Below are 13,539 nucleotides of genomic sequence, written 5' to 3'. Positions count from 1 at the left end.
CGGGCGAAGGATTTCTGTTTGTCACATATAGAGACATGTTATGAAAGCATTAGCGATCGATTTAGGAGGAACCAAACTGGCGGTAGCCGTTTTTTCGCACGATGGCCACATCGTGGAGCGCGCTGTTTATCCCCTGGAATTGCGCAGCGGCGCGGCGGTGGGGGTGATGATCACCGCTGCCGTACAGCAGATGCAGCCGCATGGGTTCGATGCCATCGGCGTGGCCGTGCCGGGTATCAGCCGGCGGCAAACCGGTACGGTGTGGGCGCCGAACATTCCCGGCTGGGACGATTACCCGCTGCTGGCGGAACTGCGTGCCGTAGCCGGTGATATTCCCATTCATATCGAAGGAGACCGTTCGTGCTACATCATGGGCGAAGCCTGGCAGGGCCGTGCACAGGGCTGTACCAACGCCATTTACCTGGCAGTGGGCACCGGCATCGGCGCCGGCATCCTGGCCGATGGCCGCTTGCTGCACGGCGCCGCAGATATCAGCGGGGCAATCGGCTGGATGGCGCTGCAGCGCCCATTCCATCACGAATACGTGAGCTGCGGCTGTTTTGAAAGCATGGCTTCCGGTGAAGGCATCGCAAAGGCGGCCCGTGCCCTGATCGCAAAAGACGATGGTTACAAAGGCATGCTGCAACACGGCCACCTGCAGGCGAAAGATGTATTTGCCGCTTACGCAACGAACGACCGTGTAGCCGTTGCAGTGATCCACCAATCCATTGAATTATGGGGCATGGCGGCCGCCAACCTGGTGAGCCTCTTCAACCCCGAAAAAATCATATTCGGCGGCGGCGTATTTGGCCCCGCCGCACAGTTCATACCGGCCATTACGGCCGAAGCGGCGCGCTGGGCGCAGCCCGTGAGCATGGGCCAGGTGAAGATAGAAGCGGCCGCCCTGCAGAGTGATGCCGGCCTGTACGGAGCGGCATACCTCGCATTTCATGCATAACCTGTTAACACGTATGTACAACAAACGGATAGTCTTTATTGCCGCCTGCGCGGGCCTGCTGCTGTTCGGTGTAACGCTGATCACACTGGGCGCCGTAGCGCTTGATCTGCGGATGAAGTTCGGGCTGGACGGCGTTGCGGCCGGCACGCTGTTTTCCATCATGCCCATCGGCATCCTCACGGGCTCGCTGTTCTTCGGCCCCGTCAGCGACCGGTACGGGTATAAATTACTGTTGGTACTATCGTGTATCGGCCTCTGTGCAGGGTTTCAGGGTATTGCGCATGCGGGCAGCGTGGCCGTGCTGAAGGGCTGCATCTTTATATTCGGGCTGTCCGGCGGCGTGGTCAATGGCGCCACCAATGCGGTGGTGGCCGATATCACCGTGCGCGGTAAAGGTGCTTCGCTCAGCCTGCTCGGTGTTTCATTCGGCATCGGCGCGCTCGGCATGCCGCAGGTGCTGGGTGCTTTGCGCCATCATTATGCCTGGAACGACATCGTGTCGGCCGTAGGCTGGATAACGCTGCTGATGGCCGGTTTGTACGCCGTGATCCGGTTCCCGCCACCCAAACAGCAGCAGGGTTTCCCGCTCAAACAGGCCGGGCGGATGGCGGGCGATCTTACACTCGTGCTCATAGGGTTTTTTCTTTTCTGCCAGAGCAGCTTTGAAGCCATTATCAATAACTGGACGACCACCTATCTCACGGCAGGCGATCATATGGAAGAAAGCAAGGCGCTGTACGCCCTTTCGTTATACGTCGCCGGCCTCACCATCATGCGGCTGCTCACCGGCAGCGTATTCCGCACCGTGCCCCCACGGCAGATGCTGGTGGCGTCGCTGCTGCTGATGCCCGCGGGCATCCTGCTGCTGCAGGTAAGCAACGGCTTTGTGCTGTCGGCGGCGGGCCTCATTTTGCTGGGCGCCGGTTTGGCCGGAGGTTTCCCCATCATGCTCGGTTTTGTGGGAGAGAAATACGCTTCCCATTCCGGTACCGCCTTCAGTTTTGTGCTGGTCATCGCCCTGATCGGCAACATGCTGGTGAATTATATGATGGGCCTGGTGGTGCAGCATTACGGCGTGCAGCACCTCACCACGGTGGCGCTGGCGGAGTGGCTGGTGATGCTGACGTTGTGCAGCACCATCGTACGACGAATAAAATAAATCCTTTTTATATGCTAGCAAAACAATGGCTGACGAATGCCAGACATGTCATGTCGCAAATCGAAGACACCCAGCTCAACAATATCCGCAAGGCCGCGGAAGTAATGGCGGACACCATCGCCGCCGGCCGCTGGGTACATACATTCGGCTGCGGCCACGCCACCATTCCCATTGAAGAGATGTATCCCCGTATTGGCGGTTTCGTCGGTTTTCACCCGATGATCGAGCTGCCGCTTACTTTTTTCACCCGCATCACCGGGGAGATGGGCGTGCACCAGTTCGTATTTCTCGAAAGGGTGGAGGGGTATGGTGTAGAGATCATGAAGGGATACAACTTTGACCCCCGCGATACGATGTGGCTTTTTTCCCATTCCGGGATCAACAATGTCAACATCGATGTGGCCATCGAAGCGAAGAAAAAAGGCATGAAGGTGATCGCTTTCGGATCCGCCGCTGCGGCGCAGGGTAAACAGACCCGCCACTCCAGCGGAAAAACTATTTTCGAGGTGGCGGATATTGTGGTGGATTCCTGTGCTCCCATTGAAGATGCGTCCGTTCCGCTTAAAAACCACCAGGATAAAATCGGCCCTGTGTCCACGATGGCATTTGTGACCTGTGTATGGATGACGGTGACGACCGTTGCTGAAATCCTTGCCGATCGCGGGGTGCAGCTGCATATCCACCCTTCGCACAACGTGCCCGGCGACGATACGGCGCGGCAGCGGCTCGAGGCTGCACTGGCCGCTTACAAAGAACGCATTGCCGGTGTATAAATAAAAAGGTCCGTCATAAAACGGACCTTTATTGCAATTATTGGAATTGGTAATTGAGACTAGCAATCTATCCTTTTGGGTAGAATGAAGCTGTTATAAATAGATGTCGGGGTGTTTTCTTCGAGGATGTCCGGTTTACGCGGCGTCTTTTTCGGGCGCTGCGGTTTGGGCGCCGGCGCGGGTTTGGCCTGCTTGGGCTTTCTTTCTTTCAGCGCCAGTGGTTCCTGTTTAGCCAGTTGATTGTTGAATGGCAGCGTTTTAGGCTGCGGTGTGGCGGCTGATTTGGCGCTGCCCGGCTGCGGCGCAGCGCCTGGTTGTGATTCTTCAGCAGGTTTCCTGAATCCTTTCCGTTTCATGGCTGAATCCTGCGGCCAGGCCTGCATCTTGGATTTCCATTGCAGACTGTCTTTCCGCGTAGGCCGCCAGTTTTTCATTTTGGCTTCCCACTGGGTATTTTTCTGTTTCCACTGCATGGAATCCTTCTGCCCGGGTTTCCAATCGAGCCTTTTTGATTGCCATTCCGCAGTTTTCTGTTTCCATAGAAGGCTGTCTTTCCGTGTAGGCCGCCAGTGTTTCATTTTGACCTGCCATTGCGTGCTCCGCTGTTTCCATAGCAGGGAGTCTTGCTGTTTAAGCTTCAGTGTATTTAGGAAGGCTTCCGGTTTTACCGCCTTTTTTTGACGGCGCAGTGAGTCGTCTTTGACATTTGCAGGATTTTTGGCCCTGGATTCCCATTCCGCTTTCTTTTGTTTCCATTCCTGCTGTCTGGTGTTCCGCTGTGCAGAATCCTTTGATCGCTGAATGGCGTTGAAATACACTTTTTTATACTGTTCTATCCGGGGAGTTGTATCGGCATCAGCCTGGTAACGGAAAGAAGAGTCGAATGCGAATGTGTACTGCTGGGTGAAGTTGAATTCCTTTGTTTGCAGCGGTGTTTTCTTCAGGTATTCCATCCTGCTGGAGTCGATATCCAGCTTTTTGAGGAACTGCATGTTCGACGAGTCCAGTGTCAGGATGCGTACATCATTGTTGACGTTGATGGCGGTTTTAAGATTAGTGGCCGCGTTGTATTCAAAATCGAATTTATACGGGTTCAGTATGTTGGTTTTCGCGAAGTTGTACGCGATGTTCTGAATGGACGTATCCAGGTTGACGTTAACGTTGTATTGAATGCTTGTATCGTACCGGGAGGAATAGTTCCCTGGCTGCGTTTGACGCGGAATGGTGGTATCGCGCAATACCGGCTGGCCTGTTTGTGCGGCCGTTGCTGCCGGCATATAGATGATGAAGTCTTCCGCTGTTTGTGCGGCCGGTTCTTGCTGTTCCACCGGCGCCGGTATCATGGTGAAGGCGGAAATCACGATGACCCCGATGAGCAGTATTGATTTTTCCATGAGGGTGAGTTGCTGGTTTTCGCGTGTCAGTACACGTTTTACCCGGTTGAGCAGGAAGTTCTTTTTTTTGCTGAGCGCCATTTCAAGCTGGCCCGAAGGGGATTGCGATGCGAAGGACACCAGCGCATGCAGGTAACTTGCTTTGTGCGGGGTGTGGGCCACGGCGACATCATCGCAGCAGGCTTCCCTTTCTTCCCGCAGCCGTGCTGAAATCCAGAGCAAGGCCGGGTTGAAGAAGAAGATGCTTTCCGCAAAACTCTGCACGATGTTCACGAGGTAATCCCTGCGGCGGATGTGCGCCAGTTCGTGCAGCAGCACGGCTTCCACCTGGTCCGCCGGCAGTTGTGCAAGCAGGCCGAGGGGGACAAAAATGCAGGGCCTGATAAAACCGGTAGTGAGCGGCACCTGTACCAGTGCTGATTCCACCAGCTTCACGGCTTTTCGGATGCCCAGTTGGGTCGCCAGCAATTGCAGCCGGTCACTCCAGTTTTGATCAGGTTCGGAGGTTTTATGATGGCGGATGTAATAGATGTGGTAAAAGCCGAAGCCTATCCGGAAACATTTGAACAGAAACACGATGGACCAGACCAGCATGATGAACGGGGCGTGTGTGTTGAGATAGTTCATCAGCACGTCCCAGTAACTCTGGGTAACGAGCGGTGCCGGTGCTGCTGCTATAGCCACCGTTTCCGATACGGGAGCGGCTGCAACGGCCGTTTGGAGTTCAAGATAGAAGGTGATGCCGATGGCGGCCAGGCTGATCAGCAGGATGGCGCCCAGGAGGTTGTACCGCCTGAGGGCGGAAGAGCGGCGGGTGAGCGCCAGTACGGCTCCTGCGATGGCTGCCGCTACAACGCCCTGCCAGATGGAGTGCAGAAAAGTGCGGCAGATGGCGGAAAGTACTTCGTTGTTGAGCATAACGTCGGATTGAAAAATGAGACTATTTATCCATCTTCTTCAACAATTCCCTGATAGCGTCGAGTTCCTTTTTGGATGTTTTTTTATTGCCCAGCAGTTGCATCATCAGGCTGCTGGCGGAGCCGTTGTAAAGGGTGTCCACAAACCGCTCGAGCAGGTGGCCTTTGGTGGAGTCTTCTTCCACTGCGGCGCTGTACACATGTTTCATCTGGCTTTCGTCGCGGTTCAGCCAGCCTTTTTCCACCATGATCTGCATGAGTTTGAGGGTAGAGGTGTATTGCACCTCCCTTTTCTGCTCATTGAGCACGTCGTTGACGGTGCGTACGGTGGACGGCCCCTGTTGCCATAAAACCTGCAAAATCTCGAGCTCGGATTTGGTGGGTTCGGCGCTGTTGTCTTTTTTGTTCGGCTTCATGGTTTAAAGGTAGGAAATATTTCGTACGAAACAAATATTACCTTCTTTTTTTGGAGGATGTTTATCATGATGGGGGAGGTGGGGGCGTTTTTATGAGGGGGACGGTGGAAGCAGGTGGTTGATGGAGGCTCATTAAAACAGCAGCCGGGAACGGAAGGCAATAAGGCCGTTCAATGGAGAGCTATGGAAGCGCCATGGTAACGGCCGCCTGCTCGGGTTGTACTTTTCCCGGGATCTTGCTCGCAGGGCCAGTCGCCCTTGAAAATTTCTGTACATTCAGCGCATGAAAGACACACCTTCATTATATGCCTGGGCCGGCGGCCAACCCGCACTCGAGCGCCTGACGGAAGTATTTTATGCCAAAGTAGGAAAAGACGAGCTGCTGGAACCTGTTTTCCGCCATATGAGCCCCGAGCATAGCAAACATGTAGCCCACTTCATCGGTGAAGTATTAGGCGGCCCGCCCGCTTACACCACCGGCGACGGCGGCAGCCATGCCGGGATGGTGCGCCATCACCTCGGCAAAATGCTCACCGAGCCCCAGCGCCGCCGCTGGATCAACCTCCTGCTCGACAGCGCCGACGAAGTAGGCCTGGCCGACGATCCGGAGTTTCGTTCCGCCCTGGTGGGGTACCTGGAGTGGGGGAGCCGCCTCGCGGTCATCAATTCTCAAACCAGCGATAACCCGGTGAACGAAAATGAGCCGATGCCGAAGTGGGGCTGGGGTGAACCGGGAGGCCCCTATCAGCCGTAACCCGCTATGGCAGGGCTTAAAAACTTTTTTGCCTTAACTTTTGACTTTTAAAAGTTTAGCCTGTATCTTTGCACTCCCGATTTAGAAATAGACCGGGAATTTGGCGAGGTAGCTCAGGTGGTTAGAGCGTTGGATTCATAACCCAAAGGTCTCGGGTTCAACTCCCGATCTCGCTACGAATGGGAGAATCTCCTAAGTCACTTGAGGGCTGTTCTACAAAGAGCAGCCCTTTTTGTTTGAGCGTCACTTCGTTATGTATTAAGGCAGGATGGAGCCAGGGTGTTCTAAATGCCCCTTCGCGATATGTGAGCCCACGTTTGAACACCCCGCGTAATAGCTGATGTTTCTGCCGCACGGTTGCTTTCTGGAAAATACTTTTGAGGGATGTTAAATAGGGGAGAACTTGAAAAAGTTTTTCCAGTTTTTCGTGGCGGTTGCGCGTGAGGGAATTGATTTCTTCCATGAGCAATGCTTTCTGAATCTGGAATTTCTTGTGCCACTTCCTGTACGTTTCCGGTTCGATCATGTCTTCCATAAACCGCTCTTCGTTCTTCTCGATCTTCCGGTTTATTTCTTCCAGTTCCTTTGTTTTTATGGCGACTTGCTGGGTTCTTTCTGCAAGGGCATCGTTCATTCGTTCCTTTGCTTTTTCTGCGATGTAGGTGGTTTGCTCCGGCTTGAAGCTGCACAAGTCGAGGATTTTATCCAGTTGATCGTGGATTTTGATTGCGGAGAAGTTTAGGTTATTATGGACACGGCAGCGGTAGTAATTGTAGTATTTCCGCTTGCCTTTGCTTTTTCCCGCGGTCATGTTGAGGCCGCAGGTGCAGGTGAGGATGCCGCGTAATGGCACCTCATCCACCGGCATGCATTTGATGGGTTTGATGTTGCCAAGCAATTCCTGCGCGCGCCAAAATTCCGTTTCTGAAATGATCGGTTGGTGGATGCCGGGGATTATTTTCTCCGGGGTTTGTTTGCTGGCGGGAACTTTTATCAATCCGGCGTATAAGTGGTTATTTAGGATGCGCGGGATGGCGGAATTACCGGAATAGGTGAACCCGAGGGCGCGGGCTTCCTTGCAGATTTGCCCGAACGGGTGGCCCATCAGGAAATCCCGGAAGATCTTTTTCACGATGAACGAGCGTTCCTCGTCGATCACGATGAAGCCTTTCCCGCCTTCTGCTTTGACGTTTTTATATCCGAAGGGGGCGCGGTTCACGAAGCGCCCGCTCTCCAGCGCCTGGCGAATCCCGGCGGAGGTGCGGCGGCGGATGTTGAAAAGCTCGTTGTTCGCCATCATATATTTGAACGCCCGGGTCATGAAGACGTTGGGGTCGGAGGGATCGAGGTCTATGGGTTCGTTTGTCGCCAGTACCTTGATCCCGAATTTCATTTCCAGATGGGATATTTTGTTGAGGGCTTCCGGGAGGTTCCGGCTGAAGCGGTCGTGATCCATGACAATGAGGTACTGGACTTTGCCTTTGTGCTTCTTGATGAAGTCTTCCAGGGCGATCCAGTCGGGGCGGTCAAACGTATAGCTGCTTTCTCCGTCGTCCTCAAAGAGGTTGACGAGTTCCAGTTTGTTCCGCTTGCAATAATCCCTGATGCTGTTTTTTTGATAGTCCAGCGAGTATTTGGACTGGTCCTTCGTGCTGATGCGAACATACCCGATTGCGATCATAACGTTTCGTTTAAAATGAGTTCAACAATGATGCAGGCCACTAATTCACAAAATTCTTTCTCTTCTTGAGTCATATGCCCGGAGTTTATATTGTGGAGAATAATAAACTGGCTGCTGAGATGCAGTGGAGTGTGGGACGACGAATATACGTTGCGGAAGGGGCGGGTTCCAAATTTTTCTTTGGGAAAAATTGTTAAAATTCAAGCTGGTGGGCGATTCTGAACGGAATTGGACAAATTTGAGTAAATAAAACCGTGTTTAAGTAAAGTCTAACGCCAACCGTAAACAATGTGGCACAAAATCGCCTCCCCTAAAAATAGGGCGGGATAGATATCCCACCCGTAATAACCCCATTTTCGTCCGAACTAGTATGACTTAATTTCTTTTTTCACTGATGGCGGCGAAAGGAAAAAGGTAACCTCACTGTGAAAATGTGGGTTCTCGATTACTTCCGTTGTGTAATTGAGTGCATTTCCGCATACGCACGGCGTGACGTCTCCGTCCATATGTACGTTGATGTAAACGGCCTTTATGTCGCTGGAAACATCGTTGAGGATGTCCATAATACCCTCAAAATAGAGCATGAAGGCTTCGTAGTTCTTAATGTTCAGCGGTTCCATCGGTAAATTTTTGGGTGAACAAGGAAACATGAGACTTGATATAGTTGATTTCGCTATTCAGGGATTGGGCCTTTGTCTCCAATGCCGATATGTCTATCGTAAATTCAGTTTCCAGAACACGGAAATTCTGCTTAATGATCCCTTCCAGCAGTTCATAAGCCACTTTGTGAATGGCTTCCCGCTCTATGTTTTTGGCCTCCCTTGAGGAATTCAGACTATTATCGAAGGTGGTGGAAGTCCACCCCAGCTCCAGGCATAATTTGGCCTTGAACTCCCTGGATAGGTTACTTAGCGCCTTGAAATAGGTGTACTGATTGGCAATGCAATAGCCAATCCGATGTTTGATTTCTGTCATCGGTCAAGTTTTGGGTGAGGAAAATGTAAGGGAGATGGGGTAGGAACTAAGGGAAATAAAAAATGGCGTGGGTTAGTCCCTACCTGTTCCCGATGGGCTACGACACCCAGACAACGAGATAAGAACGCCCACACCAGTATGATGCAGGCGATTTACCTTATCGCTCGTAGTCTTTGAAAGGTCGTAGTTTTCGGGTACGAGTGAAAAGCAAATGCGCTTGATATTTTCGTCAGACGCCAAAATTAAGCATCTAGGAAGAATTCATGGCTAAGAAGTTTGGTAATTTATTCAACCAAATATAGTGAAAAATTACACAAAACCACACATGTGTGGTTGATATTTTCTTTGGTTAGGCCGTGCTTTACCTCAAAATTCATAATGAAAAGCAAGCCGCACGCATCCAAAATTGATTTGTACGTTATCGAGAGGGTAAAGGAAATGAGAGAAAAGGCCCAAATGCGGCAGATAGACTTATCCCATCACCTTGGGCTTGCGGACAGTTTTGTATCGAATGTGGAGAGCGAGAGCCAGCGGCATAAGTATAATATCCGTCACCTGAACGACCTGGCTAGGATCTTTAATTGTTCCCCGAAGGATTTTCTGCCGGAGGGGGCGGTTGAATAACATCTTTAAATGCCTTCTTCGTCGTAGTTATTTTTGTGTATTTAGTTCCAGTCGTTTAGCCCATCTTCGTTCAAACTTCTCTCAATATCTCTATTGAAACTTTTGAGCGCAGAGTGGAGAATTTGAATATTGTCAAATTGAACCCTAAATTTTTCTATAGATTCTTCAAATAGTTTTTTCATTTCCAAATCTATGGGAAATGGCTGACCTGGAGTGCCAGTTTTAGCACCAACGGATGTTAGGGCAAAGTAACAGTCTGATAAAATCTCGTCTTTAACCTTGGGTGCATTATTAATTTTGTGCACAATATTGCATAGCCGAAGTACTAAAGTGATAATTTGTTCATTTTTTTTCTTGAAGATTTGAAGAATACTCGAAAACCGTTTCAGAAATTCAACATTCGTAATATTAAAGTTGAGCTTATTATCTAGATATTCGAAGATTTCGCTTGTAATTTCATCTTTTGGGCGGAAGTATTTAACGAGATATATAGACTGATCACTATATCCTGGAGAAGGAGACACTGAAAAAAACCATTCTATGGCTTTAACGAAAATTTCAGAAATGTCCGTTTCAGACATTCCTTTTATAATTAAGCCGCTGTTTTCCCTTGGTACGTACTCATAAGTGTAGTCATGCCCATTTGTATTTATAAGCTCCAGTTTTTTATCATACCTTCTAAGTAGATATTGCCAAACTGAATCAAAGCCATGTGATTTTATAACTTCGTTTAAGCACCTTTCTAATTCATAAGAAAGGTGGAATCGAACATTTCCCAACAGGATTTTTGTATACTCCTCGTTATAGTTACCAAAGTATGAATATAATGTGCGGAAAAGTAGGTCCGCTTCCCTTTGATTGCAATTAGTTACAAAGTCGGCGATTGCAGTATTCGCTTGACTTGCATTATTGTAATATAATACCCCTAAAACTTGACTAACTATCAGTTGGTTAACAGGTTTTTTAGAATTGTACAGGGAAAGTATTAGCTTGTGATCATCATTGTTAATCTTATCCTTCCAAGGAATACTATAACAGTAAACATCTAAAATTAAGTTTCTTGAAATTTGCGAGTCTTCATCCTGAAGCCGCTGTATGAATTTTGAAAAAGTAAGCCTGTCGTCGTGTCGGAAGCAAAGCGACTGTAAAAAGTATGATCCGTAATGATGGAAGAAATTTCGTCCCTTGAGCCAGGCAAGTTCGAAAAATTCTATACTTTTTATGTGATGATTTTGATGAATCGTTGATACAAATAGTGGAAACCTTGGATTGTCGGGGACTCTGGTGAAAATATCATAGGCGCTAGTAAACAAGTCTTCGATTTTAAAGTCAGCGATTAATTGACCAGTGAATTTTCTTACTTTATCGTCACTTTCATCAAAACTAATATTGGAATAGTCTTCAGATAACTGAATCATTATTTTTTTAGTTAATGTTCCCGGGGTTAACTTACTTTCAATTTCATTTAGTTTTGTAATATATGGTTCGTCTTTAAACCACATCTTATAGAGCCGAAGGCTGTTAATTATTTTTGATAAGCATTGGAGGTTTGTCGAATTCAGTACTTTTTCTAACCACAAAAACACCTTCTGTATTTCTAATTCACCTTTGTAGGGATTTTTCCTTGATTTGCTACGAAGAATTGTACCTGGAACTTCTAGTATGATATCTAAAATTGCTAACTGTTTTGCGTCATATTTTTCCGTGCTATATCCACAAATTAATAGATCAATTATCTTATTTCTCAGTTGTATTATATCAGCTGTTTCTGGTAAGTAGAATGTCCGAATGTGATATTTTAGTCTATTTCCAGACATAGTGGTTAAAGTGAAATCCAGTTCCAGTAATTTATTTAGCCCATGAATAATAAAATCAGACAAAGTGGACTGCTCTCGTAGTAATTCTTCACTTTTCTGTACAAAAAACATTTGTCTTTCTAAATTGATACCGTAGTAAACTTCTAGCGAGGCATAACCAAATATATCTTGAAAGATGTTTTGATCGAAGGATAAATTATAAATGTCATTAGTATACTGGAGTATAACGCTAAGATGATCCGAAGTGTTTGCGATGTTTGATAATAAAAATAGGATGGAACGATAGATGGAGCTATCTTTTACAATTACGTTTGGGTGAAAAGTGAGGGTTTTGCCTATGGCATTCAATGCAATTGAAGGATAAATATGAGCAACATGCTCTAATGTGTCAAAGATTTTCTCTAATTCATTAGTATCTTGAGTGTATTCCACTCTGCCCAAATATTCAACAAGCATTTTTTCAAGTAGATTTTCCTTGATTTGTCCATCGTGAACAGAAGCAATTGAACCTAAATTCCTAATTATATTATCGGTGAAATCTACGTAATTAGCTAAGACCGATTCAACCCAAGGCGTAGTTAGTTCATTATTCAAGTATATATCACTATAGTAATCGGGCTTAATTTCCTTCTTCTTTTGGCCAAAACTGAACTTCTGATTAACCAAGGTATTCAGGATAAACCTAATTTCGTGTTCTGTTACATTCTCGTTAGATGAAATTTCCTTTAAGATATTTTGGTCATGATAATCAAAAGGCTCCAATAAGCATACTAATTTAATTATCCGACGAATATTTAGTTTCGAAATGTTTGTCTCACTGTTAATGTAATTTATGCAACTTTCAAAGTAAGAAAGCACGTATTGGATTAAGAAATTTCCATTTTTTATTTCAGGAATAGAAATGTGCTCATGAGCAGCGCGGAGAAGGGCAACAATGAGAATAGGAATGCCTCTAGAAATCTGTACGAGGGAACTCACATGGTCTTCTAGGTAAGTTCCTTTAAGGTGGATTTCTAGATAATCAGAAGTTTCTTCGGGAGTAAACTTCGTAAGTTCAACTGTTTTTACCTTGAAAAGAGATTTTGAATTAATTAATTGCGTGGGGTAATATCCAATGAGGTTTCTGCTTGTAAGAAGAATTTTAATTTTGTTTTGAGAACTTTCTGCAACTTTAAATATGTCTAAAATAAGTTGAGGAGAATGATTGTGAGCGTCATCGATGAAAACTAAATAGTTGGTCGTTCCGGACAGTGCTTTGGCAATATCGGTTCCGCTGATATTGCCAGATTCCAATACAATGCAATGCCAGGAATCTATAGTCTGTATGTTATTTTGAATGTATTCTACAGCCAGCCGTGTTTTCCCTAGTCCGGCTTCTCCTGAAATATTTATTAATAATATATCAGGGTTAACCAGTGCTTGATGGACTTCATTCAATTCCTTCGTACGGCCGGCAAATTCGTTGCTTAATGTCTGCATGTTCTGCAAGCCTGCGTTCAATAAATCGCCAAAGGAATATTCAAAGGGTTTTAACTGATGGAAGCGCTCTTCTAGCCACGTATGTAGAATAGGGTATTTTAGGTAAAGCGAGTGTAATTTTGCGCCATCCCAGAGAATAATTTGTGTCGTTACTCTGCCTGGCTTGTGTTTATTTCCAATTTCCAGCAATTGATCTTGTTGGGATTTGGAAAGTTCTACATTAGTTAAGAGAACAAAGTAATTTTCGTCTTTTATTTTTTTAACCTCATCTTTAATATCTGATTTTAGACTGCTGAATGCCTTAGCCGTAGGAGTGGAATGATATTTATACTGAAAGCGCCAATTCCCCTCCTCTAAATCATAGAATCCCTGGAATGATCCGTCAAATCCTTTGTCTTTTCCTTTAGCCCCATATGGAATAAATTGCTTGCCGACTTCAAAGGACAGTAAGGAATTGCAGAAAAGTTGGAAGTCATCGGGTGTATAATTAGCCCAAACAATTTTCTTAATCATATTTCTTTTAAGGTGAATGAATAATCTTTATTACGGAGAATTTTCAATCTAGTTTCAAACTCTCACTCAAACTTAGCGT

11 protein-coding genes and 1 tRNA gene are annotated in these 13,539 nt (G+C 47.2%); 6 read left to right on the top strand and 6 right to left on the bottom strand.

What is annotated here, in order from left to right; translation table 11 throughout:
- Positions 1–40: 40 nt before the first annotated feature.
- Genes EGT74_RS22240 through EGT74_RS22230 form a run of 3 tightly spaced genes read left to right on the top strand, consistent with a single transcriptional unit; the run spans position 41 to position 2,890 of the window.
- Positions 41–958 carry an ROK family protein gene (locus tag EGT74_RS22240; protein WP_123848732.1) on the top strand — a complete coding sequence of 306 codons (918 nt, stop codon included), beginning with the start codon at positions 41–43 and terminating at the stop codon, positions 956–958.
- Complete coding sequence (locus EGT74_RS22235; RefSeq protein WP_220392927.1) at positions 951–2,117, top strand: MFS transporter; 1,167 nt, start codon at positions 951–953, stop codon at positions 2,115–2,117. The genes EGT74_RS22240 and EGT74_RS22235 overlap by 8 nt, the downstream gene beginning before the upstream one ends.
- Before the next feature lie 11 nt (positions 2,118–2,128).
- Positions 2,129–2,890 (top strand): sugar isomerase domain-containing protein, encoded by a 762-nt coding sequence (locus EGT74_RS22230; protein ID WP_123848731.1) that lies wholly within the window; start codon positions 2,129–2,131, stop codon positions 2,888–2,890.
- A 59-nt stretch (positions 2,891–2,949) separates the two neighbouring features.
- Here the strand turns inward: EGT74_RS22230 and EGT74_RS22225 are convergent, their stop codons facing one another.
- A complete protein-coding gene (locus EGT74_RS22225; RefSeq protein WP_123848730.1) occupies positions 2,950–5,202 on the bottom strand; it encodes a M56 family metallopeptidase in 2,253 nt (750 codons plus the stop codon).
- 22 nt (positions 5,203–5,224) lie between these two features.
- On the bottom strand, positions 5,225–5,617 hold the full coding sequence (locus EGT74_RS22220; RefSeq protein WP_123848729.1) for a BlaI/MecI/CopY family transcriptional regulator: 393 nt from the start codon (positions 5,615–5,617) through the stop codon (positions 5,225–5,227).
- 283 nt (positions 5,618–5,900) lie between these two features.
- Between EGT74_RS22220 and EGT74_RS22215 the strand changes: the two genes are divergently transcribed.
- Together EGT74_RS22215 and EGT74_RS22210 are read left to right on the top strand one after the other, a co-directional pair.
- The gene (locus EGT74_RS22215; protein ID WP_123848728.1) at positions 5,901–6,371 is read left to right on the top strand and encodes a group II truncated hemoglobin; all 471 of its coding nucleotides are present in this window, start codon (positions 5,901–5,903) and stop codon (positions 6,369–6,371) included.
- A gap of 102 nt (positions 6,372–6,473) precedes the next feature.
- Positions 6,474–6,547, top strand: a tRNA-Met gene (locus EGT74_RS22210).
- Here EGT74_RS22210 and EGT74_RS22205 read toward each other — a convergent pair.
- The 3 genes from EGT74_RS22205 to EGT74_RS22195 form a co-directional block, all read right to left on the bottom strand.
- Positions 6,529–8,052: a recombinase family protein gene (locus EGT74_RS22205; RefSeq protein ID WP_123848727.1), complete on the bottom strand. Its 1,524-nt coding sequence runs from the start codon at positions 8,050–8,052 to the stop codon at positions 6,529–6,531. The genes EGT74_RS22210 and EGT74_RS22205 overlap by 19 nt on opposite strands.
- 365 nt (positions 8,053–8,417) lie before the next feature.
- A complete protein-coding gene (locus EGT74_RS22200) occupies positions 8,418–8,672 on the bottom strand; it encodes a hypothetical protein (RefSeq protein WP_123848726.1) in 255 nt (84 codons plus the stop codon).
- The gene (locus tag EGT74_RS22195; protein ID WP_123848725.1) at positions 8,653–9,027 is read right to left on the bottom strand and encodes a hypothetical protein; all 375 of its coding nucleotides are present in this window, start codon (positions 9,025–9,027) and stop codon (positions 8,653–8,655) included. The genes EGT74_RS22200 and EGT74_RS22195 overlap by 20 nt, the downstream gene beginning before the upstream one ends.
- A gap of 378 nt (positions 9,028–9,405) precedes the next feature.
- Here EGT74_RS22195 and EGT74_RS27400 point away from each other — a divergent pair, with 378 nt between their 5' ends.
- Positions 9,406–9,651, top strand: coding sequence for a helix-turn-helix domain-containing protein (locus EGT74_RS27400; RefSeq protein ID WP_123848724.1), 246 nt, complete (start codon positions 9,406–9,408; stop codon positions 9,649–9,651).
- A 41-nt stretch (positions 9,652–9,692) separates the two neighbouring features.
- Here the strand turns inward: EGT74_RS27400 and EGT74_RS22185 are convergent, their stop codons facing one another.
- Entirely contained in the window at positions 9,693–13,460 is a 3,768-nt protein-coding gene (locus tag EGT74_RS22185) for a hypothetical protein (protein ID WP_123848723.1), read from the bottom strand.
- Between the last annotated feature and the right edge of the window lie 79 nt (positions 13,461–13,539).

The organism is Chitinophaga lutea, from assembly GCF_003813775.1.
GTDB classification, from domain to species: domain Bacteria; phylum Bacteroidota; class Bacteroidia; order Chitinophagales; family Chitinophagaceae; genus Chitinophaga; species Chitinophaga lutea.
The sequence above is the reverse complement of the archived record's forward strand: the minus strand, read 5'-3'. Positions and strand labels throughout refer to the sequence as shown.

Coding starts and splice junctions, on each gene's coding strand:
- EGT74_RS22240 (WP_123848732.1), top strand. CDS start 41: ATGAAAGCATTAGCGATCGATTTAGGAGGAACCAAACTGGCGGTAGCC.
- EGT74_RS22235 (WP_220392927.1), top strand. CDS start 951: ATGCATAACCTGTTAACACGTATGTACAACAAACGGATAGTCTTTATT.
- EGT74_RS22230 (WP_123848731.1), top strand. CDS start 2,129: ATGCTAGCAAAACAATGGCTGACGAATGCCAGACATGTCATGTCGCAA.
- EGT74_RS22225 (WP_123848730.1), bottom strand. CDS start 5,202: ATGCTCAACAACGAAGTACTTTCCGCCATCTGCCGCACTTTTCTGCAC.
- EGT74_RS22220 (WP_123848729.1), bottom strand. CDS start 5,617: ATGAAGCCGAACAAAAAAGACAACAGCGCCGAACCCACCAAATCCGAG.
- EGT74_RS22215 (WP_123848728.1), top strand. CDS start 5,901: ATGAAAGACACACCTTCATTATATGCCTGGGCCGGCGGCCAACCCGCA.
- EGT74_RS22205 (WP_123848727.1), bottom strand. CDS start 8,052: ATGATCGCAATCGGGTATGTTCGCATCAGCACGAAGGACCAGTCCAAA.
- EGT74_RS22200 (WP_123848726.1), bottom strand. CDS start 8,672: ATGGAACCGCTGAACATTAAGAACTACGAAGCCTTCATGCTCTATTTT.
- EGT74_RS22195 (WP_123848725.1), bottom strand. CDS start 9,027: ATGACAGAAATCAAACATCGGATTGGCTATTGCATTGCCAATCAGTAC.
- EGT74_RS27400 (WP_123848724.1), top strand. CDS start 9,406: ATGAAAAGCAAGCCGCACGCATCCAAAATTGATTTGTACGTTATCGAG.
- EGT74_RS22185 (WP_123848723.1), bottom strand. CDS start 13,460: ATGATTAAGAAAATTGTTTGGGCTAATTATACACCCGATGACTTCCAA.